Genomic DNA, 25,723 nt, shown 5'->3' on the forward strand with positions numbered 1-25,723 from the left:
TGTGAGCGGCTAACTTATCCAAGGTTTATGACAGAACATCGCAGTTCTCCCCCTCCCTGTTTACACCATGAGAGATACAAGAGCTGTGCCAAGGTTTCGCAACTGTCGACAAGTGGATACAAAAAAGCCCGCAGTCCTGATGGACTGCGGGCTCTCTACAAGACAGGAAGGCAAAACGCTTGCCGAATCGATTCTGCAATCAACTCAAGCTGTTACAACCTCACTCACTCCTTGTGCGGTGCTGGCTGTTGTTGGGTAAGGCAGTGGATGTTACCGCCTCCCAGTAACAGTTCGCGGCCGGGCACCATCACCACTTCGTGCTGCGGGAACAGTGCCTGCAAAATCTCTTTTGCCGGGCCATCCAGCGGGTCGTCAAAGCTCGGCGCGATGATGCCGCCGTTAACGATCAGAAAGTTCACGTAGGAACCGGCCAGACGCACGGTCGGATTACGTTCCTGAGTCCCGTCCACCGGGTCAACACCCGCGCACTCTTCTTCGGTCGCATACAGCGGCCCCGGAATCGGCATCTTGTGCACCGTGAATGGGCGACCCTTGGCGTCGGTGCTGCTTTCCAGCACTTTCATAGCCGCCTGGCAGCGCGGGTAGTTCGGGTTCTGCGGGTCATCGGTCCAGGCCAGCAACACTTCGCCCGGACGCACGTAGCAGCAGAAGTTATCCACATGGCCGTCGGTTTCATCGTTGAACAAACCGTCCGGCAGCCAGATGATTTTATCCACAGCCAGATTCGCACTGAGCACCGCTTCGATCTCTGCACGGTTCATGTGCGGATTGCGATTGCGGTTAAGCAGGCACTCTTCGGTGGTGATCAGCGTGCCTTCGCCATCGACGTGGATCGAACCGCCTTCGAGCACAAAGCCCTCGGTGCGGTAGCGTTGACTGCGCTCGATCTCGAGGATCTTGCCGCCCACCTGCGAGTCGCGATTCCACGGCGAATACAGCCCCCCGTCGAAACCGCCCCACGAGTTGAAGTCCCAGTTCACACCACGGACTTCGCCACGGTTATTGATGACAAACGTCGGGCCGGTGTCGCGAACCCAGGCGTCGTCGCTGGACATTTCCACCACACGAATATTCGGCACGTCCAGACGGGCACGGGCGTTTTCGTATTGGCCGGCGGAAACCGCCACGGTCACCGGTTCGAAACGTGCAATGGCTTTAGCCACCGCGACGTGCGCGGCTTGCGCCGGTTTGCCGCCCAGGCGCCAGTTGTCCGGGCGCTCGGGCCAGATCATCCAGGTCTGGGTTTGCGACGCCCATTCGGCCGGCATGTAAAAGCCGTCGGCGCGCGGCGTGCTGTGCAAAGTGGTCATAGCGATCAGGACTCCAGGGATCCGTCGAGGGTCTTTAGTGTGCCATACAGGTTCGGGCGACGATCACGGAACGAACCCCAGGCGCTGCGGATGTGTTCCAGTTCGTCCAGGTCGAAGCTTTGAACCAGCACACCTTCTTCGGTTTCATTGAGCTCTTGAACCTTCTCGCCGAACTGGTTGGCAATGAACGACGAGCCGTAGAACGTAATGTCGTAGCCGTCCTGCTCTTCGTTGCCGATGCGGTTGCTGGCGATCAGCGGCATCAGGTTGGCGCCAGCATGGCCTTGTTGCACGCGTTGCCAGTGATCGCGGGATGAAATGGTCTTGTCGTGTGGCTCGCTGCCGATCGCGGTCGGGTAGAACAGGATTTCCGCGCCCAGCAACGCCATGCTGCGCGCGCATTCCGGGAACCACTGGTCCCAGCAGATGCCCACGCCGATTTTCGCGTAACGGGTGTTCCAGACTTTGAAGCCGGTATCGCCCGGATTGAAGTAGTACTTTTCGTGGTAGCCAGGGCCGTCCGGGATATGGCTTTTACGATAAATCCCGAGGTTGCTGCCGTCGGCATCGATGATCGCGATGCTGTTGAAACGCGCGCGGCCCGCCAGTTCGTAGAAGCTGATCGGCAAAACGACTTGCAGTTCTTTGGCAATTTTCTGGAAGTGCTTGATGGCGACGTTGTCTTCAACGGTCGTGGCCAGCTGCAGGTAATCCGGGTTCGGCTTCTGGCAGAAGTACGGAGCCTCGAACAGTTCCTGGATCAGGATGATCTGCGCGCCTTTCGCCGCGGCCTCACGGACCAGCCGCTCAGCGGTCTCGATGTTGGCTTCAAGATCCCAGGAACAGGCCATCTGGGTGGCGGCGACGGTAACGATGCGGCTCATGAATCATCTCCGGGGCAATTGCTTGAGGGTCGAGTGTGGCATCGACCAATGACAGAAATGGGAAGGACCGGGCGTGGTGGGTCACGCCGCGGGCAATGACGACTTTATAACCGATAAAAATCGGCTTTAAAAGGTTAAAAAAGTCCATCTGTCGAAATTAGTTCGATATACCCAGATAATAATCGAACTTTACGCTCCCGCAGGAATGGGTGTTTACAGACCTTCTGCGAGAACCTTCGACAGCATATCCACGAAGAAATCCACGCTCTGACGCGAGGTCACCATCGGCGGTTTGATCTTGAGGATGTTCAGGTAATCGCCGGTCGGCTGCATGAAGATCCCCAGTTCGCGCAACCGATCACACAGCGCCGTGGTTTCTTCGGTCGCCGGTTCCAGGGTTTCGCGATTGCGGATCAACTCGACGCCCAGATAGAAACCGGAACCATGCACCGCGCCCATCAGCGGATGAATATCGATCAGCGCTTCAAGCCGTTCCTTGAAATACCCACCCACGACCTGAGCATTTTCCCAGAGCTTTTCTTCCTCCATCACATCCAGCACTGCCATGCCGATCTGGCAACTGACCGGGCTGCCGCCGGCCGACGAGAAGAAGTAGCCTTCGGCTTCCAGCGCTTCGGCGATTTCCCGACGGGTGATCACCGCGCCCAACGGCTGACCGTTGCCCATGCCCTTGGCCATGGTGATGATGTCCGGCACCACGCCTTGCTCTTCGAAGCCCCAGAAAAAGTTGCCCATGCGGCCGTAACCGACCTGCACTTCGTCAGCAATACACACACCACCCTGTGCACGAACCAGCGCATACACCTGTTTCAAATACCCCGGCGGCAGCGAGATACCGCCGGCATTGCCGTACACCGGCTCGCAGATGAAACCGGCCAGCTGACGCTTCTGCTCGGCAATTTTCGCCAGGTTGTGTTCGACGCTACGCACGTAGTCCGGCGCGCTATCCGGTCCACGGAATTCGCCGCGATAGGTGTTCGGCGCGGTAACCGGATGCACCCAGTCCGGACGGCTGCTCAAGGCCTTCGGGTTGTCGGCAATCGAGGTCGAGACCGCGTCCGCGCCCACTGTCCAACCGTGATAGGCCTCCAGCACGCTGAGCATGTCGCGACCGCCGCTGTAGGCCCATGCCAGGCGGATTGCCAGGTCATTGGCCTCGCTACCACTGTTGACCAGAAACACTCGGTCCATGGAATCCGGCGACAGTTTCAGCAAACGCTCGGAGAACTCGGCAATCGCCGCGTAGTTGAAGCGCGAGTTGGTGTTGAGCAGCGACCACTGACGACTGGCGACAGCAGCCATGCGCGGATGACCGTGGCCCAACACCGCGACGTTGTTGAGCATGTCGAGGTAGGAGCGACCCTGCATGTCGATCAAGTGATTGCGCCAGCCACGTTCGATGCGCGGCGGGTCGACGTAATAGTGCTTCTGGGTACGGGCGAAACTGGCGTCACGGCGCGCCAGCAACGTCTGCGAATCGAGTTCTTCTTCGGCGTCACAGGCCAATCCCAGCAGCACCGCCGGTGACGGGCACAACGCTTGCCAGGCAGCCGCGCGGGACGGCGTGCAAAACAACGGCGCCGTGAACGAAGCGCCCCGGCACAACTGCACAATCAACGGCCCGCTGACGGAACCCAGCACCTGGCCTTTGACCAGCGCTGCGCCCGTGTGCAGCGACGGAGTCACGCCCCACAGGCGCACGCTCAATTGCGGGCCATCCAGTTGCAGCACGCCTGCCGCCGGCTGATGCAGCACCCCGGCAAATGGTGACTCGACCACCGTGCCGCGGGGCACTCGTAATTCGACGTGCAATGGGCAAGTGTCGGGTTCAGTGGCGCTGTCCGGTCGGGTGCGGGACAAGCGATATTGCCCATAACGACTGGCTGCCAGACCATGAGCCGCAGCAGCTTCGGTCAACAGACGTTGATCGATCCCCTCCTGCTCCCAGTTGCCAGCCTCAAAATGCGGACTGAGCACGCCCAGATCGATCAATGCAAACTCACGACCCACCAGACTCGGCAGCAGCGGCGCGAAGCCTTCGCTACCGATGCCCGGCAGACTCTGGCCGATCGAGGTCAGGATCGCCGCTTCCATCAACGCCAACGGCACCGATGTAGCGACGCGGAAAATCTCCCACTCGTGGGTGAGATTGTCGCGGCTGTATTCGTTGCCCGGATCAATGTTGACCTGCTGTTCGCCGCTGAGCACCAACACCGCCGCACGGGCGACGATCAGCGGCCAGAGCGCCAGTAGCTCTTCATGCGTGAGCGGATTGACGGCGTGATAGGCCTGGACCGCCGGCAAAATGTAGAAGGGATCGCCATCGGCGTGGTGCAGCAGCGCCGCACACGTCACCGACAGATCAGTGATGCGCCAGGTACGGACCAGGTCGCCGAAATCGATCACACCCTGCAATTGCCACTGGCGTTGCGAATCTCGCTGCCACACCACGTTGTCGTCGGTGATATCCATGTGAATGGCTTGCACCGGCAGCTTATCCACTAGCGGCTGCAAATGACGCTCGGCCTGTTCAGCCGCATCGGCAATCAGCCGGCGTTGCAGGTCGTCGTTGATGACCGGCAGCAAATGCGCGATCAGCGCGTTGGCGTGGCGGGCGTCCCATTGAAGGGTGCGCTCGAGGCCCGGATGATCGAAACCGGCCAGCGCCAGGTCCATTTCACCGCAGAGCCGACCGAAACCGGCCACCACTGAACCGGGCAGATGATCCAGGTGTGTGAGCGACCGGCCTTCGATGTAATCGAGCAGGCGCACATGCACCGGTTGGCCGCCGACTTCCAGGGAGAGAAGGTCTGCACCGTTTTTAGCGGGAATCACTCGCGGCACATGCACATCAGGGTGTTCACCCAAATGCTTGAGCCCGGCGTGCTGGGCGTGCAGCTCCTGCGCCGAGTAATCGCCACGGCAGATTTTCAGGACAAAACGCCCCTCGTCGCTGTCAACCAGATAGTTAAGATCCTGCTGGCTACCAAGGGCCTGCAACCTTCCACTCAGCCCGTAATGTCCCTTCAACAGCTCAAGCGCTTGCACCGCAGACACTTGCGGGCTGGGCAAACTGGCGCGATGAATCAACGTGGCGAGCGGCATACAACGACCCCTGAAGTTTTATTAGGCGCTTATATCGCCACTGCTTGGGGCGATACGCAACCCCCCTTCAAGCCTGCAACCTCTCTATTGAACTTTCCTAATCTCGGATTGCCTTCCACTGGGGGAAACAAGCTACATCGGCTGCACGAAAAGAATGCGCCCGGCAGATGATCAACGTAGCCTTCCTGACAAGGCCTTTTTTCATCGTGGATAATGAAATTTTATTCACGTCAATGAAAACGGACGGACAGTGCCTATAGTCCAAGCACTGGTACTTCGGCGAAGCGAATGTAGCGAACGATGGCTCGGATTAAGACCATTGGAGATACAAAACCTTCAGCACCTGAATCACGGCCCACTCGCGCCCGCCGCCACTTTGCGCAAGAATGACGCCCATCAACGCCAATTGCTGGAGAAAGACCATGAAAGTAGTCACCACCGATCTGCCCGGTGTTCTGATCATCGAACCCAAGGTATTTGGTGACGAGCGCGGTTTCTTCTATGAAAGCTTCAATGCCAAGGCTTTCAAAGAAATGACTGGCCTGGAGACGAATTTCGTTCAAGACAATCATTCCCGCTCGCAAAAAGGCGTATTGCGTGGCCTGCATTACCAACTGGAAAACACTCAGGGCAAATTGGTTCGCGTCACAGCCGGTGAAGTACTCGACGTGGTGGTGGACATTCGCCGCAGTTCGCCACATTTCGGCAAGTGGGTGGCCGTGCGTCTGTCCGCCGAGAACCATCGTCAAATGTGGGTCCCGGAGGGTTTCGCCCACGGTTTCGTGGTGCTGAGCGAGTTCGCCGAATTCCTCTACAAAACCACCGACTACTACACCCCGTCCGCCGAGCGCAGCATTCGCTGGGACGATCCGGACCTGGCCATCGATTGGCAACTGGATGAAGCACCACAACTGTCCGGCAAAGATCAGGCTGCCGCGTTCTTCAAGGACGCTGAAGTCTTTTCCTGAAACACCGTCTGAATCTTCGCAGCACAGGCGTACCTGACCCACGGCGCGCAGACTGCGCCCGCAAGCCTAGGCATAATGCGCCTGTACCCACAGGCGCTCGATGCTCATGACTCCAACCCTCCCCCGCAGACCCCGCTGGCGCAGCCTGGCCCTGCTCGCCCTGTGCCTGGCGCCGTTGCTGTGGCCGCTGGAGCATCTGGCCGAGCGTTACTACCGCAGCGAGCTGGCCGGGCAGAACCGTCAGACGCTCGACCTTTACGTCGCCAACCTGCTGGGCACCCTGCACCGTTATGAAGTGTTGCCGCAGATCCTCGGCGATCTGCCAGCCCTGCGAGCCGTCCTCGGCGCGCCCGACGATGGCGTCACCCAGGGCAACGCCAACCGTTTATTGAAAAACATCAGCGCCCAGACCGGCGCCGAAGTCATGTATCTGATGGACACCACGGGCAAGACCCTGGCCGCGTCCAATTGGGACAAACACGACAGTTTCGTCGGGCGTAATTTTTCCTTCCGGCCGTATTTCAGCGAAGCCATGGCCGGGCGACTTGGGCGTTTTTTCGGTTTGGGAACGACCTCGGCCAAGCGCGGCTATTTCTTCGCCGCCGCCGTGCGTAACGGCGAAAAGATCATCGGCGTGCTGGTGGTCAAGGTTGACCTGGACCACACCGAAAGCCTCTGGGGCAAAACCCCGGAACAACTGCTGCTGACCGACCATAACGGCGTGGTCATTCTCACGTCGCGGCCCGAGTGGCGATTCCGCTCGACCCGCCCGTTGGGCGAAGAGGAACGCAAAGCTATTACTGCGATTCAACCTTATCCGACCCGTGATCCCAAACCATTGCGGCTCAACCCCAACGCCTGGCTGACACAAACCCAGCCCATCGCAGAAACCGGTTGGAACGTCAGCATCCTCGCCCCACGCACTTTGATCGATCGCCCGGTACGCACGGTCGTCGCCATCGGCGGCGCGACGTTGTTGGTGTTGATGTTGCTGCTGGGTCTGATGATGCAGCGACGCCGTCATTACCTCGAACGAATCGCCTTCGAAGCCAAGGCCCGTCGCGAACTGGAAGGTCGGGTAGCCGAGCGGACCAGCGACCTTGAAGGCCTCAACCGTCGATTGAAACAGGAAGTGCTGGAGCGCGAACAGGCCCAGCAAGAGCTGGTTCGCGCTCAGGATGATCTGGTGCAGGCCGGCAAACTGTCGGCCCTTGGCACCATGTCGGCGAGCATCAGCCACGAACTCAATCAACCGCTGGCGGCGATCCGCAGCTACGCAGAAAACGCCGAAGTACTGCTCGATCATCAGCGCACCGATGATGCGCGCGGCAACCTCAAGCTGATCAGCGAACTGACCGGGCGCATGGCCTCGATCATCGCCCACCTGCGCGCCTTCGCCCGGCGCGATCGCCACGCCCCGGAAAGCGTCGCCCTGCAACCGGCGCTGGACGATGCGCTGGCGCTGCTGGCCAAGCGTCGACGCAGCATGGAGGTCGAGCTGATCCGCGACTTGCCGGCCGCCACCCTGTGGGTCGAGGCCGGGGAAACCCGTCTGCGTCAGGTGCTCGGCAATCTGCTGGCCAACGCCCTGGACGCCCTGACGGAAAAAGGCCCGCCGCGTAAGCTCTGGTTGAGTGCCCAATCCACTGCCGACGGCGTCAATCTGTACATTCGCGACAATGGCCCCGGGTTCTGCCTGGAGGCACTTGGCCGCGCCAGCGAGCCCTTCTACACCACCAAGACCCGCACTCAGGGGCTTGGGTTAGGGCTGGCGATTTGCGAAACCCTGATGCGCGCCTTCGGTGGTGAACTGTCGTTCTCCAACCACAAGGAAGGTGGCGCCCTGATTACCCTGAAGCTGCGTGCAGGCGCGCCGGGTGTGAGCCTGCAACCGTCCGAGGACCGAAGTGCATGACCATCGACAACCGCATCCAGGTCGTGCTGATCGACGACGATCCGCACCTGCGTCAGGCCCTGGGCCAGACCCTGGACCTCGCCGGCCTGAAAATCCTGCCACTGGCCGAAGCCAAGGGCCTGGCCGCACAACTGGAGCGCGACTGGCCCGGCGTGGTGGTCAGTGACATCCGCATGCCGGGCATGGACGGTCTTGAACTGCTGACTGAACTGCATGCCCAGGACCCGGAGCTGCCGGTGCTGTTGATCACCGGTCACGGCGATGTGCCGCTGGCGGTGCAGGCCATGCGCGCCGGGGCTTATGACTTTTTGGAAAAACCCTTCGCCAGCGACGCCCTGCTCGACAGTGTGCGCCGCGCCCTCGCACTGCGCCGGCTGGTGCTGGACAACCGCAGCCTGCGTCTGGCCCTGAGCGATCGCAACGAACTGAGCGCTCGACTGGTCGGGCAATCGGCGCCGATGCTGCGCCTGCGCGAGCAGATCGGTGCATTGGCAGCGACCAAGGCCGATGTGCTGATCCTTGGCGAAACCGGCGCCGGCAAAGAAGTTGTCGCACGTGCATTGCACGATCTGTCGAGCCGTCGTAATGGTCCATTCGTGGCGATCAATGCCGGCGCCCTGGCCGAGTCGGTGGTAGAAAGCGAACTGTTCGGTCACGAGCCCGGCGCCTTTACCGGCGCGCAAAAGCGCCGCATCGGCAAGTTCGAATTCGCCAATGGCGGCACGTTGTTTCTTGATGAAATCGAAAGCATGAGCCTGGACGTGCAGGTGAAATTGCTGCGCTTGCTGCAAGAGCGGGTGGTCGAGCGCTTGGGCGGTAATCAGCTGATCCCGTTGGACATCCGCATCATCGCCGCAACCAAGGAAGACCTGCGTCAATCCGCCGATCAGGGCCGCTTCCGTGCCGACTTGTATTACCGTCTGAACGTCGCACCGCTACGTATTCCGCCGCTGCGTGAGCGCGGCGAAGATGCGCTGATGCTGTTCCAGCATTTCGCCGATGAAGCCAGCGCTCGTCACGGTCTGCCACCCCACGAGTTGCAACCGGGCCAACGCGCGCTGCTGCTGCGCCACACTTGGCCGGGTAACGTGCGGGAATTGCAGAACGCCGCCGAACGCTTTGCCTTGGGCCTGGAACTGGCATTGGACAATAACGCAGCGGATGGCGCTGTCGGCATGACGGTCGACGTGGTCAGCGGCGGTCTCAGCGAACAAGTGGAAAACTTCGAGAAGAGCTTGATCGCCGCCGAACTGGCACGCTCTCACAGCTCGGTGCGCAGCCTCGCCGAAGCCCTTGGCATCCCACGCAAGACCTTGCACGACAAACTACGCAAGCACGGGCTGAACTTCGCCGACAGTGGCAGCAGCCACACCGACGAACCCGATTGAGCTACCGTCAAAACATCATCTTCAAAAAAGAGATCCGTGCATGAGCCGCGACAGCCGTCATCTGGAATCAGTCCTCCATCGCGACATTCCCCTTACGCGGGACATGGGCCTCAAAGTGCTCGATTGGCACGACCAGCAACTGCGTTTGCACTTGCCGCTGGAGGCCAACGTCAATCATAAAAGCACCATGTTCGGCGGTAGCCTGTATTGCGGCGCCGTGCTGGCGGGCTGGGGCTGGCTGCATTTGCGTTTGCGTGAAGAAGGGGTTGAAGGCGGGCACATCGTGATTCAGGAAGGACAGATCAGCTATCCGCTGCCGGTGACCATGGACGCGACAGCGATTTGCCATGCGCCGAGTGCAGCGGTGTGGAAGAAGTTTTTGGCGATGTATAAGCGATATGGACGGGCGCGGTTGACACTGCATTCTCGGATCGTCAATGCCGACAGTGATGACGATGCTGTGACGTTTACGGGACAGTACGTACTCCACCGCTAAAGCAAAAGATCGCAGCCTCGTTTCACTCGACAGCTCCTACAGAGAAACGCGTCCCCCTGTAGCAGCTGTCGAGTGAAACGAGGCTGCGATCTTTTGATCTTCAACCCCGAGCCAAAGCCAACAACTTTTCCCGCCACGCAGCCTTGGCCGGCAACGCCAGGAAAAACGCATTCAACAACGATTCCCGCGCCGGATAACTAAACGGCGCACCGCTCAAATCCAGCACCTCACCGCCAGCCCCTTCCAGCACGCCTTGCGCCGCCGCCGTGTCCCACTGCGAAGTCGGCGCCAACCGCGGATAACAATCCGCCGCCCCTTCCGCCAACAAACAGAACTTCAGCGAACTGCCGATATTGGCCAATTGCAGTTCACCCAGACTGTCGCTCAACCCGGCCAGCAGGCGCTCCTGCTCAGGACTCGAATGCCGACGACTGGCAACCACCGTAAACGCCTCACCTGCGGCTGGCACGTCGCGAACCTGAATCGGCGAAGGCGCCGCGTCTTTATCGCCACGCCACGCCCCCAGCCCCGCACCACCGACGTAGAAGCGCCCGTTGGTCGGCATCGACACCACGCCAAACACCACACGCCCCTGCTCGATCAGCGCGATGTTGACGGTAAATTCTTCGCTGCCAGAGATGAATTCCTTGGTCCCGTCCAGCGGGTCCACCAGCCACCAACGCTGCCACCCGGCGCGCACGCTCTGGGGAATGTTGGCGTCTTCTTCGGACAGCACCGGGATGCTCGGGTCCAGCGCCGTCAACCCGGCCAGGATCACATGGTGAGCGGCCATGTCGGCGGCCGTCACCGGGGAATCATCGGATTTTGCAGTCACGGCGACGTTGGCACGCCAGAACGGCAAAATCGCTGCACCGGCTTTCAGCGCCAGTTCAACAACAGGCGCCATCAACGGATGGGGGAAAATCATGGCTGGAACACTCCACGCTGAGTCAGTAGATCACGGGCCAGATAAAGCGCTGCCAATGCACGACCCTCAGTGAATCGCGGGTTCTGGGCCAGGGCCGACAACTCTCGCAGGTTGATTTTGTCCACGCCCATCGGCTCGGGCTCATCGCCTTCAAGGCGTTCTTCGTACAGATCGGTCGCCAGCACCACCTGGATCTTCTGGCTCATGTAACCGGGCGACAATGACAACTCAGTCAGATGCTCCAGTTGCCGCGCGCCATACCCGGCCTCTTCCTTGAGCTCCCGCTCGGCCGCCGCCAGCACGTCCTCGCCCGGCTCGATCAAGCCTTTGGGCAAGGACAGCTCATATTCATCGGTGCCGCCGCAATACTCTTCAACCAGCACCGCGTGGTCCGCATCCAGCATCGCCACAATCATCACCGCGCCATAACCGGCGCCCTTGCCCACCAGTCGCTCATACGTGCGCTCCACGCCATTGGAAAAGCGCAACTTCAGCTCTTCGACGCAGAACAAACGGCTGGTGGCGACGATCTCGCGGGCGAGGATGGTGGGTTTCTGGCGCATGAAAAGCTCCTTGGCGTGAACGCGTTACTATACCCGGCCTATCCTGATTGTTTACCTCGGATATCTTTTTACCGCTGGAGAAGTTTTTTATGTCCCTGCTGCCCTGGCGCGACATCGACACCGTTCTGCTGGATATGGACGGCACGCTGCTGGACCTGCACTACGACAACCATTTCTGGATGGAGCACCTGCCCCAGCGTTACGCCGAATTGCACGGGGTGAGCCGGGCCATGGCCGAGATGGAATTGCAGCCGTTGTTCGAACGCAACGCCGGCCAGTTGCAGTGGTATTGCCTGGATTTCTGGAGCGCCGAACTCAAACTGCCGGTGCGCGAACTGAAACTGGAAACCGCGCATTTGATTGCCCTGCGACCGGATGCGGACACCTTTCTGGCCGCCATCAAACAGGCCGGCAAGCGCGTGGTGCTGATCACCAATGCACACCGTGATTCGCTGTCATTGAAACTGGAAAGAATCCAACTGGCGCCGTACTTCGAGCGGTTGATCAGCTCGCATGATTACGGTTTCGCCAAGGAAAACCCGCAATTTTGGGATGCCCTGCAGGCGGACATCGGTTTCGACCCGGCACGCAGTCTGTTTATCGACGATACGTTGCCGATCCTGCGTAGCGCGCGGAATTTTGGGGTGGCGCATCTGTTGGCCGTGAGTGAGCCGGACAGCCGTAAAGGGCCGAAGGACACGGCCGAGTTTGCGGCGGTGGGGGATTATCGGGAGTTGATTGCAGGCCTTTGAGACCGAGGTGCCTGCTTCGCGAGCAAGTCGAATCGTCGCACCGCCGCTCCCACACGGATCTGCGTCGTACACAAATGATGTGTTCACTGGAGATCAAATGTGGGAGCGGCGGTGCGACGATTCGACTTGCTCGCGAAGGCCATCACACGGTCTTAAGGGTTATTCAGGAATACGCAACGACTGCCCCGGATAGATCTTGTCCGGGTGAGACAGCATCGGCTTGTTGGCCTCGAAGATTTTGTTGTACTTGTTGGCGTCGCCATACTCAGCCTTGGCAATCGCGCTGAGGGTGTCGCCCTTTTTCACGGTGACGAACCGCGCGGCCTGAGCAACCGGACCCGTTACGGTGATCTGGTCATCCACGCTACCGACACCGGCAATATTGCCCACCGCCAGCAGGATTTTTTCCTTCTCCTCCTGACTGCCGACTTCGCCGGTCACGGTGACTTTGTCGCCCTCCACCGTCGCCTGCACATTCGGGTTACCCAGGCCGACCTTGCTGATGTGTTCCTTCAACTGCTCGCTGGCATTTGCGTTGCCTGGCGTCAGCAGATCGATAAGTTTTTCACCTGCTTCTTTCACAAAGCTAAAAATACTCATGGTGCGCTCTCCTTGGGTTTTGGGTTCCAGACGCAAAAGCCTAGACCAAGGCTGTCACTTGCGGTTCCAACCCGACCAATGACGCCGCTTCCCCCCAAGCGCTAGAATCCGCACCTTCCCGCGCCCTGGAGCGAAGATGGACATCAAGCAACTGAAATTCCTCATCGCCCTCGACGAAACCCGGCATTTCGGCCAGGCCGCTGCGCGTTGTCACATCACCCAGCCGACCCTGTCCATGCGCCTGCGCAGCCTCGAAGAAGAACTCGAGCTGCCGCTGGTCAATCGCGGGCAGCGCTTCGAAGGTTTCACCGCGCCGGGTGAACGGGTGCTGGCCTGGGCGCGCACTGTGCTGGCGGCCTACGACGGTTTGCAGGCCGAAGCGGCGGCCTGTCGCGGTAATCTGGTCGGTACGTTGCGTCTGGGCGTGGTGCCGCTGTCGAGCTTCGATCCGCTGCCGCTGATGCAACGCTTGCACGCCGAACACCCGAACCTGCGCTTCGAACTCTCGGCCCTGAGTTCTGAACAGATCCTGGAACAACTGGCAAACAATCGCCTGGACCTCGGCGTTTCGTACCTGGAGCGACTGGACGGCGAACGCTTCGACTCCCTGGCGTTCAGCGAAACCCGCATGGGCCTGCTCTACGATCAGCGCTTCTTCAGTTTCGGCGAGGCGCCGCTGAGTTGGGAGTCGCTGATCGAACTGCCGCTGGGCATGCTCACCAGCGGCATGCATTTTCGGCAGTCCATCGACCACAATTTCCACAGTCGCGGCCTCACCCCGCAGCCGTTGCTGCAGACCGATGCCGTCCACCAATTGTTACAAGCGGTGCACGGAGGATTCTGCTGCGCCGTGATGCCGCTGGACGGCGGTCTGGAGAAACTCACCGATCATTTGCGCCTGCACCCCATCGAAAATGCTCAAACCCTCGCCCGGCTGGGGCTGATCATGCGTCGCAGTGCCCCGCGTTCGGCGCTCGCGGAAGCCTGTTTCGCGATTCTTCAGCAATCGCTGCCGAGCTCTTGATCGACGCCATCTATCGGTAGATCAGTATTAGCGATTAGACGCGACAAGTTGACGCGCCTAGGCTTAAAGCAGCCTAAACCGTCGGTGATGCCTCATGAACGCCAAGCACCCTGTCTGCGCGGCGCCAGCTCTCGAAACGCCAGCGCCCGCCGCAAGCCAGACGTACAGTTACTGCGACCTTCAAGACACCGAATCAGCCAGCACCGCGCTGGCCGAAGAAGTCGCGTTGGCGATCGCTTATAACGGTATCAGTCAGGCGGTCATGTTGGTGACGCCGACCGATCTTGAAGACTTCATCGTCGGCTTCAGCCTCGGCAGCGGCATCATCGAAGACGCCTGCGATATCTATGACCTGCAACTCAGCGGCTCGGGTTCAGCGCAATACGCGCAAGTGACCATCGCCAACCGCGCCTTCTGGAACCTCAAGCAACAGCGTCGGCAAATGGCTGGCACCAGCGGTTGCGGACTCTGCGGAGTGGAAGCGGTGGAGCAAGCGTTGCCAGACCTCAAGGTGTTGCCCGGCGCACCCTTGCCACCCGCCGAATGGCTCGATGGTTTGCGTCAGCGTATCGGTGCGTTTCAGCCTCTTGGCCAGTACTCCGGCGCGGTGCACGCCGCCGTGTTCATGAACAGTCAGGGCCAATTGCTGATGGGTCGCGAAGACATTGGCCGACACAACGCACTCGACAAGCTGATTGGCGGACTGATCCGACAAAAGATCCCGACCACCGGCGGGCTGGTGATTGTCACCAGCCGTTGCAGTCTCGAATTGATCCAGAAAGTGTTGCGCGCAGGTATCCAGACCCTGGTCAGCCTGTCGTCGCCCACGGGCCTTGCCGTGCAATGGGCCCGTCGCCACAACCTCAATCTCATCCACCTGCCGCAGAAAAGTGCGCCGCGGGTCTACAGCCCTGCGACGGAGAACCAAGCGTGAGTCAACATCGTCAAGCCGACCAGAAACCCGTTCCGCGCTATAAGCCCTACAAAGGCCCGGCCGGTGGCTGGGGCGCGCTGGCCAGCGTCGCCCGGGCCTGGTTGACCAGCGACAACGCGCTGAAAAACCTGCGCATGATGCTTAAAACCAACAAGAACGGCGGGTTCGACTGCCCCGGCTGCGCCTGGGGCGATTCCAATGAGGCCGGCATGGTGGCGTTCTGCGAGAACGGCGCCAAAGCAGTGAACTGGGAAGCGACCAAACGCCGTGTCGACGGTGCGTTCTTTGCCAAACACAGCGTCAGTTCGTTGCTGGAGCAAAGTGACTATTGGCTGGAATATCAGGGTCGTCTGACCGAGCCATTAAGCTATGACGCCGAAACCGATCGCTACAAGCCGATCAGCTGGGAAGCTGCGTTCTCCTTGATCGCCAAACATTTGCAGGGCCTGTCGAGCCCGGATCAGGCCGAGTTCTACACCTCGGGCCGCGCCAGCAACGAAGCGGCGTACCTGTATCAATTGTTCGTGCGTGCCTATGGCACCAATAACTTCCCCGATTGCTCGAACATGTGCCACGAGGCCAGCGGTGTGGCCATGGCGCAAAGTGTCGGCGTCGGCAAAGGCACCGTCACCTTCGACGACTTCGAACACGCCGACGCGATTTTTGTCTGGGGTCAGAACCCTGGCACCAACCACCCACGGATGCTCGAACCGCTGCGCGAAGCGGTGAAACGCGGCGCTCAGGTGGTATGCATCAACCCTTTGAAGGAGCGCGGCCTGGAACGCTTCCAGCACCCGCAACACGCGATCGAAATGCTCACCAACGGCGACAAGCCGACCAACACCGCGTACTTCCGTCCGGCATTGGGCGGCGACATGGCGATCATGCGCGGCATGGCCAAGTTCCTGCTGCAGTGGGAGCGTGACGCACAGAAGACGGGTGAGCCTGCCGTATTCGACCACGACTTCCTCAATGAACACAGTGTCAACGTGCTGGAATACCTGGGCATCGTCGACGACACCTCGTGGGAGCAGATCGTCCATCAATCCGGACTGACGCTGGTTGAAATCGAGCAAGCGGCGCGGATGTACGCCAAAGGCAAGAACGTGATCATGTGCTGGGCGATGGGCATCACACAGCATCGCCATTCGGTGGCGACCATCCAGGAAATCGCCAATCTGATGTTGCTGCGCGGCAACATCGGCCGGCCCGGCGCCGGTCTGTGCCCGGTGCGCGGCCACAGTAACGTGCAGGGCGACCGGACCATGGGCATCAACGAACGTCCGCCGGCGGCGTTCCTCGATTCCCTGGAGCGTCGCTTCAAGTTCAAGGTGCCGCGTGAAAACGGTCACAACGTGGTCGAGGCGATCCATGCCATGGCCGACGGCCGCGCGAAAGTCTTTATCGGTCTGGGCGGCAATTTCGCCCAAGCCACCCCGGACAGCTCACGGACCTTCCAGGCCCTGAGCAACTGCGACCTGACCGTGCAAATCAGCACCAAGCTCAACCGCAGCCATTTGGCGCACGGTAAAGACGCGTTGATCCTGCCGTGCCTGGGTCGCACCGACATCGACATCCAGACCGAAGGCCCGCAAGCGGTGACCGTCGAAGACTCGTTCAGCATGGTTCACGCCTCCAACGGCCAGTTGCAGCCGCTGTCGAACCAGATGCGCTCTGAGCCTTCGATCATTGCCGGCATCGCCGCCGCGACCCTGGGCAGCAAACCGGTGGACTGGAACTGGCTGGTGGCCGATTACCGGCGCATCCGCGACCTGATCTCCGACACCGTTGTGGGTTTCCAGGACTTCAACGAGAAGATCCAGAACCCGGGCGGGTTCTACCTCGGCAACAGCGCCGGTGCTCGCCGCTGGAATACCGCGTCGGGGCGCGCCAATTTCCGTCCGAACATCCTGCCTGAAGACCTGGTGCACGAACGCACTCGCGCCACCGGCGTATTGCCGGACCTGATCATGCAGTCGATGCGCTCTCACGATCAGTACAACACCACGATTTATGGGCTTGATGACCGCTATCGCGGCGTGAAAGGTCAGCGTGATGTGTTGTTCGTCAACGAAGCCGACATCATTCGCCTGGGGTTCAAGCCGGGGCAGAAGGCTGACATCGTTTCGATCTGGGATGATGGCCGTGAGCGTCGGGTGAAGGGCTTTACGCTGCTGGCGTTTGATATTCCTGCCGGGCAAGCGGCGGCTTACTATCCGGAAGTGAATCCGCTGGTGCCGCTGGAAAGCACCGGGGATGGCAGCCATACACCGACGTCGAAGTTTGTGGCGATCCGGTTGGAAGCGGCGAGTGAGACCCAGCTCATCATGGCCAAGTCGGCTTAACGCGTCGTCTGATATGGCCTCTTCGCGAGCAAGCCCGCTCCCACATTCAATCTCAGTTGTACGCAAAATCTGTGTTCGCTGAAGATCGAGTGTGGGAGCGGGCTTGCTCGCGAAAGCGGTGGATCATTCAACGAAACTTCCTGAGCCAGAACTTTCCAATCGCCCACAAAAAAGGCCGTTTTGCATGAAAACGGCCTATCCGAAGTAGCTAAAGACCGGCGAAAAACACTTAAGTTCCGGCTAAAAAACAGTAACTTATAGAAATGTGCTCAAGTCGTGTTACTCGTCGGATTTCGATTGTCACGACCATGACACAGCCTCAGGATCGCGCCGTCATCCCCTTGAGGTTCCTCTAATGAAGTTCTCCTCGATTCTCTTGTTGTCCCTTGGCCTGGTCAGTGGCTTAGCTTCTGCTGGCGGCACCACCGAAGCAGGTGTGGGCGGCGCATTGGGCGGGGTTCTGGGCTCGGTCGTCGGTCAGTCATTAGGCGGCAGTACAGGTTCCACCATTGGCGCGGCCCTGGGCGGCGCGGGTGGTAGTGCTGTTGGCGCAGACAAACGCAGCCGTGGCGAAGCAGCCATTGGCGGTGCGTTGGGCGCAGCAGGCGGTAACGTGGTCGGCCGCAGCATGGGCGGCACCACCGGCAGCCTGATCGGCTCCGCAGCAGGCGGCGGCGCCGGTGGCGCGCTGGGTAACTACATGGGCAACAAGAGCGATGATGACGATGATGATGATCGTCGTTCCTATCGTGGCGGCCATGGTGATCGTCGTTACTACCGTGACGACCATCCGGGGCGCGGTCATGCCTATGGGCATCGCAAGCATCACCATCGCTATCGCGACTGAGGCTTGAATCGCCTCGCTTGCCGATGCATCAAAAAATCGCAGCCCAAGGGCTGCGATTTTTTTTGCCCGTCAAACCACCAACCGCTGCAGCGCCCCGCGCAACCCGGCAGGAATCGCCACCGGCTCATTAGAGACCCGATCCACAAACACATGCACAAAGCGCCCTGCCGCGCAGGCTTCGTCTTCCCCGGCCTTGAACACCGCCAGCTCGTATTGCACCGAACTGTTGCCCAACTTGCCCACCCGCAAACCGATTTCTATCCGGTCCGGGAAGGCAATGGACGCGAAATAATCGCAGGCCGAACTCACTACAAAGCCAACCACTTCGCCATCATGGATATCCAGACCGCCGACTTCGATCAGGTAGGTGTTCACTGCCGTGTCGAAGAAGCTGTAGTAGGTAACGTTGTTGACGTGACCATAAGCGTCGTTGTCGTGCCAGCGGGTGGTGATGGGTTGGAAGTGGGGGTAGTCGGTGCGTTGAGTCATGGGTTCTCGCCTTGAGGATCGATCGAACAGGTGAAGTTTACCGATCCGCAAACCCTTTACCCACCGCCGCCAGCTCCCCGATCAATCGAGCCGGTGCCCACTGATCACCCTGCTTGGTTTCCAGCTGCAACAATCGCTGATGAATATCCTCCAATCCTTGTTGGTCCGCCCAGGCCATCGGCCCGCCCTTGTCCGCTGGGAAGCCGTAGCCATTGAGGTACACCAGATCGATGTCGTGCGCCGATTCGGCAATCCCTTCCTGGAGAATCTTTGCACCCTCGTTGACCAATGCCAGCAAGCAGCGCTCCAGAATCTCCTCAGGCCCGATCTCGCGACGCTGGAAGCCCAACCCTTCGCTAACCTTCAACACCAGCGCATCGACTTCAACGTCGTGCTCAGCCTGGCGACTGCCCGGCTCATAGTGGTAATAGCCATTGCCACTCTTCTGGCCGAAACGACCCAATTCGCACAGACGATTGTCCACCTGAACCTCAGGCGCATCCTGCCCTTTGCCGGCCAACTGCCGAGCGCGCCACTCCAGATCGATGCCGACCACGTCGTACATGCGGAACGGCCCCATGGCGAAACCAAAACCTTGCAGTGCCGCATCGACCTGATAGGGATAAGCGCCTTCGAGCAACATCTTGCGCGCTTCGAGCACATACGGATGCAGCATGCGGTTGCCGATGAAACCGTGGCAGTTGCCCGACACCACGCTGACCTTGCCCATGCGCTTGCCCAGTGCCAGAGCAGCCTCAAGCACCGCCGGTGAAGTCTGCGCACCCCGAACGATTTCCAGCAGCTTCATGATGTGCGCCGGGCTGAAGAAGTGCAGGCCCAGGACCTGTTGCGGACGGCGAGTGGCCGTGGCGATGGCATCGATATCCAGCGCCGAGGTATTGCTGGCCAAAATCGCTTCAGGTTTGAGCAGACCGTCCAGTTCACGGAAGATTTTCTGCTTGAGTTCGAGGTTTTCGTACACCGCTTCGATCACCAGATCGACATCGCAGATCGCCACGTAGTCAGCAGCCGCCGTTACCCTCGCTATGCGAGCGTCCGCTTCGGCCTGATCGATCCGTCCCTGACGCACGTTGTGGGCATAGGTGTCCGCCACGGTAGCCAGCGCCTGCTCAAGCATCTGTGGATTGTTATCGACCCACTGCACCGGGACGCCGGCGTTGGCCAGACACATGACAATGCCACGGCCCATGGTGCCGGCGCCAATGACAGCGGCGCGCAGAATAGTGAACGTTGTCTGGCTCATAGTTGTTCTCTTGTTGGCGATCCAAAGACAGCCTTCACCATAGTCAGCTACCGCGCACTTTTGAAATTTATTCCTGTGATGAGCAACATTCAGCGGATGGATTTACGCCGGCAAATGCGCCTCGGCCCAAGCCCGGACTTCGGCATACGGATAATCCTCCAGCGCCGCAAACCCGGAAATCGACCGTGCCTTGAGCTTGGTGAACAGCGGCACGCCGATGCCGCACAAAAACCGCGTCACGCGTTCCGCCGACGGAACGTTGCCGGTGTGCTGCTCATGCCTGTGGATAAAATCACCGCACAACGCCTCGAAGTTTTTATCCACAAGCGCCGGCAATTCCGGTGGCGCGGGCAGTCGCGCCACATCCCCGTGACACACCGAACAATGCCCGCACTGCTGCGGCGCGTTTTCATCGCCGAAGTACTCGGCCAGGCGATAACCCAGGCAATGGTCCGTGGCAAACAGATCCAGCATGGCGTGAATCCGCGCGATCTCGGTGCGCTCGTGCCGGGTGAAGTAGGCGTGTAGCTCTTCGCTTAGTGCTTGGGCATCAAAGTCCGTTTGCAGCAGGCTGTAGACCTCAGTCATCTGCTTGCTTTCGAGTTCGACCCAGCCCTTCTCCTGGAAATAATCCAGCGCCTTGACCACGCGATTACGCTCGGCCTGATGCTGTTCATACAGCGCGTCGAAATTCACCGTGGCCCAGGTCCGTGCGCGGCTCGAGGTCTGGATGATCGCCGCGACGAAGTCCTTGCGCTCACCCTCGAAGCGGGCCAGCAAAGCCTCGGGTTCCTGCAAGTATTTGAAGCGGTATTCGGCGTAATAGGCGTAACGCGGCGCGATAATTCCGCGCAGCTCCAATTGCACCAGTAAGGTCTTGAGCGGCAATTGGCGGATGTTGCTTTGGTCCGCCAGCGGCCCCAACAGAAACTCCCACTGCCCCTCGGGCGCGGCGGCTTGCAACTCGTCGAGCACATAGCGGATGCCGTCCAGTTCGGGCGTGTCGCCGTAGACGAAATTTTCCAGCACGTTGAGGCTGTCGCGGTTGGCCAATACCAGGCAGTCGGATGGCTGCCCGTCACGCCCGGCGCGACCGATTTCCTGGCTGTAGTTCTCGATGGATTTGGGCAGATCGAAATGCACCACGTTGCGGATGTCGCTTTTGTCGATGCCCATGCCGAACGCGATGGTGGCAACGATGCAATTGGACTGCCCGCCCATGAACCGTTTCTGAATGGCTTCGCGTTGTTCGTGGGGCAGACCGGCGTGATAGGCCTCGGCCTGAATGCCGTTGCGGACCAGATGTTCGGCAATGTGCTCGGCGGTTTTCTGCAGGGTGACGTAGACGATGCTCGGCTGGTCGGGACGCTGACTCATCCATTCGACAAGGCGTCGGCGTTTGTCCTGACCGCGCACCGGCTCGACCAACAGATTGAGGTTCGGCCGATAGAAACCGGTGGTCACCACATCGTCGGGGGCGATGGCGAACTTGGCCTCCATGTCAGCGATCACCTTGGGTGTCGCAGTGGCGGTCAGCAGTAGCGCCTGAGGGATGTTGAACTGGCGCTGATAGTCGGGGAGCTTGAGGTAGTCGGGGCGAAAGTTGTGGCCCCACTCCGAGATGCAGTGCGCCTCGTCCACCACCAGCAACGAGATCGGCACCTGCTGCAAGAAATTGCGGAAACGTTCGTTCTTCAAGCGCTCCACGGAGATCATCAAAATCTTCAGCTCGCCAGACTTGGCCCGAGCCATCACGTCGCTGGCGTCATCGCGGCTCTGGGCCGAATCGATACTGCCCGCCGCAATGCCGTGGCGCTGAAGGAACGCCAACTGATCCTGCATCAACGCCAGCAGCGGCGAGACCACCAGCGTCAGGTGCGGCAGCAGCAAGGCTGGCAATTGATAACAAAGGGACTTGCCCGAGCCGGTGGGGAAAATCGCCGCCGCCGAACGCCCGGCCAACACCGCGCTGACCGCCGCTTCCTGGCCGGGCCGAAACTGTGGATAACCGAAAACCTGTTCCAGGGTGTTGTGCATAAGCTGTCACTCCGTTGACCGCTGCGAAGCCCAAAGCCTAGCCGGCAAACGCAGCGAGTCGAGAAAAGGTCGGGGACCAAAACGATACGGGATGATACAGCTTCGAACGATCGTCAGCAGACGATGAGGCTACGGCACCAACACCGCCACGCGCAGCTGCTCATTCAGCGCCTGCTCATGGAACACCTGACTCTTGCTCGCCCAAATGGCATGCGCCGGGCTGATTTCGCCGGTGAAGGCCGCCGCCAACTGACGCAAATCAGCGACGCTTCGCACGCGGGGGCAGAAGGGTTCACCGTCGCAGTTCTGGCTGGCGCTGCGGTAGGTGGTCAGCAGCCGATCCCACAGCCCGTCACGCACCTGCCTGACCGACTTGAGCTTCACATCCTGCACGCCCAGTCGTTGTTTCAGGCTCTGCTCGTCCAGCGCTTCGCTGGCCAGCAATGCCTTGCCGAACATCAGCACTTCAGCACGGAAAGCAGTGTCCATGTTCGCCTGACTGGTCAGCGCATCCGGCCAACCGGTGCGGTCCATATTGGCCAGGACCATCGAGTTGTCGGCGTCAGCAGCACCCGCCGCGCGACAAACCCCGGCCCACAGCAACAAAATCGAGGCCATACGTAGCCATTGCATACCTAATTCCCTTTAAGCGTTGGACGGACGTTTCGAAACGTCCTACTGATTCTGGCGCGCACCATACAGAGGTTTGCTGCGTTGCGCCTGACAAACCCGTAGGAAATTTGCCGTCTAAGGGTTTAGGCGTAAAAAGCCTCGGGAAACGCGTAGGTTCGGTCCGAAAAGGCAGGTAAACCCCTACAAAACCTGTCCATCGGAGCTGTATTGCCGCGCGGCGCCGTGCCCTTCTATAGTCTGCGGCGCGGCTGAAAACAGTGTCTCGGCCTGCCGGGAGCCACCTCCCGATTTCGCACAGGACGAACCTCGATGAACACCTTCCACACGTTTACAGAACGCTATCGCCCGCTCAAATCCCGCTACAGCGACACCCCCGTGCTGGTCATCGATACAGAGGCCGACCCTCTCGAAATCCTCGACGCCGCCCGCCAACGCATCCGCGCCGCCAGCGAACTGCTCGAAACGCTTTATTGCCTGTGCTTCAAACAGGCGGATGCGAGTGATATTCCCAACATCGTCAATGCGCTGTATCTGCTGACTCAGGATGGTAATGAATTGCTCGATATCGCCCGCCAACGACTCCCGAAAATCACCGGCGCCTGATGCCCAACCACAACCCCTGTAGGAGCAAGGCTTGCCCGCGAAGAACGATAATGCGGTGCACCTGATAACAATCAAACGAGAGAAATTGCGGAAGGCATAAGTCCGTAGGCAACGCCCTATCAAAGCTTCATCCCGGTCCTACAACCGAAGACACCTTGTCGCCTATCGCCACCCGGACTCTCACATCTATAGTCCGGACTGTCGCTGCCAAATCAGCGATTCGGGCTTGGTCACCCGAATGGCTCATATCTACGCGTCCGTTGTATGCTGCCGGCACTTCAAGTGCCTGCACGCCATATGGTGGCTGTGTTTGGGACGCCTTCGGGCGTGCCGGGATGTGAGCCTCATCGGTTGACCAACCCGAACACAGTCCGCCTCCCATCGCTTGGTCACGATGGCGGCGGTTATTTCTGATGCATTTGAGGCTAAAACCAATGAATAAATTGAACGCATTCCCCGATCGCTACCGCCCACTCCAAACCAACCTCACCGATTCCCCGCCCCTGCTCATCGACACAGAGGCCAATCCGCAAGACATCCTCGAAGCCGCCCTCCAGCGCATCCGAGCCTCCGGCGACCTACTCAAAACCCTACATTGCCAATGCTTCAAAAACGGTGACGTGGAAGACATCCCGCATATCACCCACGCCATCTACCTGTTGACTCAGGACGGCTGCGACCTACTGAAAGTCGCCCAACAACGCATGATGGGCTGGAAAGCACCAACCTGACGCCGAACGAAGATCGTTCCCACGCTCTGCGTGGGAATGCCTCAAGGGACGCTCCGCGTTCCAGCTCTCGAAAGGGACGCAGAGCTTTGGAACGCCAAACCCGGGGATAACCGTGAGCACATTTTTGATGAGCTGATGGAAAGCGTGCAACAAATGTACGAGATCGTACGGAGTGAGCGCCAGCCTTCCCACGAATTCCATGTTCGCAGCTCTGATCGACATCCAACGCATCGCAAAACCAGGCTTAATCCGTCTCACGAAATGGTCCTAAACAGAAGACGCCCCATGAACCTCGCCCCCAACTTCCCCGACGACCACGCCATGCACCTGCTCATGCAGCTGCTGCACGAAGAACTCGGTCTCCCCGAACGCAAAACCATCGGCCTCACCACCTCGATCAACTTCGACCTGGGCTGCGACGGCGCTGATGCGCGGCATTTGATGGAAGCACTAGAAGAACAGTTCGGGATCGACTTCGCGGACTACGACGCCTATCGCTACTTTCAGCCGGAAGGGTTTGATGTGCATCTCAAGCGAAGGGCAAAGGGTCGCGGCGACAAAATCCCGCTGACCATCGGCATGCTCTATCGCGCCATCAAGGTCCAACGCTGGGATACGCAGGAACTGGAAAGCAAATAAAGCAGATGCCGCTTCTGAAACGGCACGCCGAACTGCAATTATTCTGGCGCTATCACCTCAGAAGTGAAGGAAAATTAGCTACATGGCTAGAAAAACAGCGCCACTTCTCCCGCGTATTGCACGGCTGCTTACCGACCTCGGCGAACGCCTAAAACTGGCTCGTTTACGTCGAAGGCTGACAGCTAAACAAGTGGCAGAGCGAGCCGGCATGTCTGTCATGACGTTGCGCTCTCTGGAATCGGGTGGTGCGGGGGTGACGATGGGTGCTTACCTCTCTGTTTTGCACGTATTGGGTCTGGAGGACGACTTGAACAAGGTTGGCGAATCCGATGAAACGGGACGTCGATTACAGGACGCTCAGTTAAGTCGAACCCCAAGGGCCAAAAAAACCGGGCGCGAAAAAAAACCAACTGCCACCCAGGTAAGCAAACCATCCAGAACTCAGACAAGTAGCGTTATCCGTCAGCAGCATCTCAGCGAGAACGATCTTCGCGACTTCCCGCTGAATACCCACTCACTGTCCGCTTTATTTACGAGAAAAAAGAAGCCGGAATCCTGCTCATAGCGAGTTAGGTAGATTGTGGCGCGTGCATGGGTCCAACGCTGAGAAACCGCTCCCACCCACTACGGCAGGTATCACTATTTCCAACCCGAAGGCTACGATGTGTTCCTCAAACGCAGGGCCAAGCGATGTGTCGACAAACTGCCGCCAACCATCGGAATGCTCTACGAGGCGACCGAAGCCTTTAACAGTTACTAGCAGGCCGGCTTTTCCTTGCATTTGAACCTGATCCTTCCCTCTTTGAAATCGAGTGGAGGGTGGTCACGTTCAGATCTTCCAATCTTTTTTTTTGATCGTCTGGACATGCTCAGATAATCGCCTACGTTTCTGTAAATGATTCCTTCCCAGAATCCTTTCGATTGCAAAAATCAGATCACGAACGTTACCCATACGAAAGTCTTAAGGAATCTGACGCAAAAATGATGGCACAGTAACCTCTATGGACAATCGCCCTCTGTCAGATTCGTGATACGGCGGTAAAAAGCTTTCCCTTAAGGTGGATGCGATGAATGCCAAGGATATGGAAAACCTAGTTTTGAGTGCCTGCAAAAATAGAAAAAACCCCAATTTAATTGATCGCAACCGCTCTTTTCATCACGCCGCACTTATGTGTACTTCCAGCAACAATCCTCTCACAACCCAAAAAATCAAAGAGACTTGATCA

Annotated in this window: 24 protein-coding genes and 1 pseudogene; 15 read left to right on the forward strand and 10 right to left on the reverse strand. The window is 59.3% G+C overall.

Annotation, left to right across the window (positions count from 1 at the left end; translation table 11 throughout):
• Positions 1–224: 224 nt before the first annotated feature.
• From aguA to ACSQ87_RS30205, 3 genes are all read right to left on the reverse strand, one after another.
• Complete coding sequence (gene aguA / locus ACSQ87_RS30195) at positions 225–1,331, reverse strand: agmatine deiminase (RefSeq protein WP_436274995.1); 1,107 nt, start codon at positions 1,329–1,331, stop codon at positions 225–227.
• A gap of 5 nt (positions 1,332–1,336) precedes the next feature.
• Positions 1,337–2,215 (reverse strand): N-carbamoylputrescine amidase, encoded by an 879-nt coding sequence (aguB, locus tag ACSQ87_RS30200; RefSeq protein ID WP_223432602.1) that lies wholly within the window; start codon positions 2,213–2,215, stop codon positions 1,337–1,339.
• Positions 2,216–2,428: 213 nt separating this feature from the next.
• Positions 2,429–5,341, reverse strand: a complete 2,913-nt coding sequence (locus ACSQ87_RS30205; RefSeq protein ID WP_436274996.1) for an aminotransferase — start codon at positions 5,339–5,341, stop codon at positions 2,429–2,431.
• 422 nt (positions 5,342–5,763) lie between these two features.
• On the opposite strand from ACSQ87_RS30205, the gene rfbC reads away from it, so the two are divergent.
• From rfbC to ACSQ87_RS30225, 4 genes are all read left to right on the forward strand, one after another.
• Positions 5,764–6,309: a dTDP-4-dehydrorhamnose 3,5-epimerase gene (gene rfbC, locus ACSQ87_RS30210; RefSeq protein ID WP_223432604.1), complete on the forward strand. Its 546-nt coding sequence runs from the start codon at positions 5,764–5,766 to the stop codon at positions 6,307–6,309.
• A 106-nt stretch (positions 6,310–6,415) separates the two neighbouring features.
• Positions 6,416–8,224, forward strand: coding sequence for a sensor histidine kinase (locus tag ACSQ87_RS30215; RefSeq protein WP_223432605.1), 1,809 nt, complete (start codon positions 6,416–6,418; stop codon positions 8,222–8,224).
• Positions 8,221–9,612: a sigma-54-dependent transcriptional regulator gene (locus ACSQ87_RS30220; protein ID WP_436274997.1), complete on the forward strand. Its 1,392-nt coding sequence runs from the start codon at positions 8,221–8,223 to the stop codon at positions 9,610–9,612. Before ACSQ87_RS30215 ends, ACSQ87_RS30220 begins: the two co-directional genes overlap by 4 nt.
• Positions 9,613–9,652: 40 nt before the next feature.
• Positions 9,653–10,108: a YiiD C-terminal domain-containing protein gene (locus tag ACSQ87_RS30225; RefSeq protein ID WP_436274998.1), complete on the forward strand. Its 456-nt coding sequence runs from the start codon at positions 9,653–9,655 to the stop codon at positions 10,106–10,108.
• Positions 10,109–10,208: 100 nt separating this feature from the next.
• Here the strand turns inward: ACSQ87_RS30225 and cysQ are convergent, their stop codons facing one another.
• Entirely contained in the window at positions 10,209–11,036 is an 828-nt protein-coding gene (gene cysQ, locus ACSQ87_RS30230; protein WP_436274999.1) for a 3'(2'),5'-bisphosphate nucleotidase CysQ, read from the reverse strand.
• Positions 11,033–11,599: an ADP compounds hydrolase NudE gene (gene nudE, locus ACSQ87_RS30235; protein ID WP_059406365.1), complete on the reverse strand. Its 567-nt coding sequence runs from the start codon at positions 11,597–11,599 to the stop codon at positions 11,033–11,035. Before nudE ends, cysQ begins: the two co-directional genes overlap by 4 nt.
• Positions 11,600–11,688: 89 nt before the next feature.
• On the opposite strand from nudE, the gene yrfG reads away from it, so the two are divergent.
• A complete protein-coding gene (yrfG, locus tag ACSQ87_RS30240) occupies positions 11,689–12,351 on the forward strand; it encodes a GMP/IMP nucleotidase (RefSeq protein ID WP_436275000.1) in 663 nt (220 codons plus the stop codon).
• Between the two features lie 159 nt (positions 12,352–12,510).
• Here the strand turns inward: yrfG and lysM are convergent, their stop codons facing one another.
• The gene (gene lysM, locus ACSQ87_RS30245; RefSeq protein ID WP_223432609.1) at positions 12,511–12,951 is read right to left on the reverse strand and encodes a peptidoglycan-binding protein LysM; all 441 of its coding nucleotides are present in this window, start codon (positions 12,949–12,951) and stop codon (positions 12,511–12,513) included.
• A gap of 136 nt (positions 12,952–13,087) precedes the next feature.
• Between lysM and ACSQ87_RS30250 the strand changes: the two genes are divergently transcribed.
• The 4 genes from ACSQ87_RS30250 to ACSQ87_RS30265 all read left to right on the forward strand — a co-directional run bounded on the left by ACSQ87_RS30250 (position 13,088) and on the right by ACSQ87_RS30265 (position 18,101).
• Positions 13,088–13,975: a LysR family transcriptional regulator gene (locus ACSQ87_RS30250; RefSeq protein WP_008149327.1), complete on the forward strand. Its 888-nt coding sequence runs from the start codon at positions 13,088–13,090 to the stop codon at positions 13,973–13,975.
• Positions 13,976–14,069: 94 nt separating this feature from the next.
• Positions 14,070–14,909, forward strand: coding sequence for a formate dehydrogenase accessory sulfurtransferase FdhD (fdhD, locus tag ACSQ87_RS30255; protein WP_223432611.1), 840 nt, complete (start codon positions 14,070–14,072; stop codon positions 14,907–14,909).
• Positions 14,906–17,254 (forward strand): FdhF/YdeP family oxidoreductase, encoded by a 2,349-nt coding sequence (locus ACSQ87_RS30260; RefSeq protein WP_436275001.1) that lies wholly within the window; start codon positions 14,906–14,908, stop codon positions 17,252–17,254. The genes fdhD and ACSQ87_RS30260 overlap by 4 nt, the downstream gene beginning before the upstream one ends.
• Before the next feature lie 355 nt (positions 17,255–17,609).
• Complete coding sequence (locus ACSQ87_RS30265) at positions 17,610–18,101, forward strand: glycine zipper domain-containing protein (protein ID WP_436275002.1); 492 nt, start codon at positions 17,610–17,612, stop codon at positions 18,099–18,101.
• 69 nt (positions 18,102–18,170) lie between these two features.
• On the opposite strand, the gene ACSQ87_RS30270 is transcribed toward ACSQ87_RS30265, so the two are convergent.
• The 4 genes from ACSQ87_RS30270 to ACSQ87_RS30285 all read right to left on the reverse strand — a co-directional run bounded on the left by ACSQ87_RS30270 (position 18,171) and on the right by ACSQ87_RS30285 (position 22,524).
• Positions 18,171–18,590 carry an acyl-CoA thioesterase gene (locus ACSQ87_RS30270; RefSeq protein ID WP_150656818.1) on the reverse strand — a complete coding sequence of 140 codons (420 nt, stop codon included), beginning with the start codon at positions 18,588–18,590 and terminating at the stop codon, positions 18,171–18,173.
• A 37-nt stretch (positions 18,591–18,627) separates the two neighbouring features.
• On the reverse strand, positions 18,628–19,854 hold the full coding sequence (locus tag ACSQ87_RS30275) for a 3-hydroxyacyl-CoA dehydrogenase NAD-binding domain-containing protein (protein ID WP_436275003.1): 1,227 nt from the start codon (positions 19,852–19,854) through the stop codon (positions 18,628–18,630).
• A gap of 102 nt (positions 19,855–19,956) precedes the next feature.
• Entirely contained in the window at positions 19,957–21,891 is a 1,935-nt protein-coding gene (locus ACSQ87_RS30280) for a RecQ family ATP-dependent DNA helicase (protein WP_436275004.1), read from the reverse strand.
• A 129-nt stretch (positions 21,892–22,020) separates the two neighbouring features.
• Positions 22,021–22,524, reverse strand: a complete 504-nt coding sequence (locus tag ACSQ87_RS30285; protein WP_436275005.1) for a polysaccharide deacetylase — start codon at positions 22,522–22,524, stop codon at positions 22,021–22,023.
• A 309-nt stretch (positions 22,525–22,833) separates the two neighbouring features.
• Here ACSQ87_RS30285 and ACSQ87_RS30290 point away from each other — a divergent pair, with 309 nt between their 5' ends.
• The 6 genes and pseudogenes from ACSQ87_RS30290 (at position 22,834) to ACSQ87_RS30315 (ending at position 25,720) form a co-directional block, all read left to right on the forward strand.
• Complete coding sequence (locus ACSQ87_RS30290; RefSeq protein ID WP_436275006.1) at positions 22,834–23,127, forward strand: hypothetical protein; 294 nt, start codon at positions 22,834–22,836, stop codon at positions 23,125–23,127.
• Positions 23,128–23,561: 434 nt separating this feature from the next.
• Complete coding sequence (locus ACSQ87_RS30295) at positions 23,562–23,858, forward strand: hypothetical protein (protein WP_436275007.1); 297 nt, start codon at positions 23,562–23,564, stop codon at positions 23,856–23,858.
• Between the two features lie 285 nt (positions 23,859–24,143).
• Positions 24,144–24,497: a DUF1493 family protein gene (locus tag ACSQ87_RS30300; protein ID WP_436275008.1), complete on the forward strand. Its 354-nt coding sequence runs from the start codon at positions 24,144–24,146 to the stop codon at positions 24,495–24,497.
• A gap of 82 nt (positions 24,498–24,579) precedes the next feature.
• Positions 24,580–25,062, forward strand: a complete 483-nt coding sequence (locus ACSQ87_RS30305; protein WP_223432620.1) for a helix-turn-helix domain-containing protein — start codon at positions 24,580–24,582, stop codon at positions 25,060–25,062.
• Between the two features lie 60 nt (positions 25,063–25,122).
• Positions 25,123–25,257, forward strand: a pseudogene (locus ACSQ87_RS30310) (DUF1493 family protein); the annotation flags it as partial.
• Between the two features lie 307 nt (positions 25,258–25,564).
• Positions 25,565–25,720 carry a hypothetical protein gene (locus ACSQ87_RS30315; protein ID WP_223432621.1) on the forward strand — a complete coding sequence of 52 codons (156 nt, stop codon included), beginning with the start codon at positions 25,565–25,567 and terminating at the stop codon, positions 25,718–25,720.
• Positions 25,721–25,723 lie beyond the last annotated feature (3 nt).

Origin of the sequence: Pseudomonas sp. LjRoot277, from assembly GCF_964253845.1 — a bacterium.
Taxonomy (GTDB): Bacteria; Pseudomonadota; Gammaproteobacteria; order Pseudomonadales; family Pseudomonadaceae; genus Aquipseudomonas.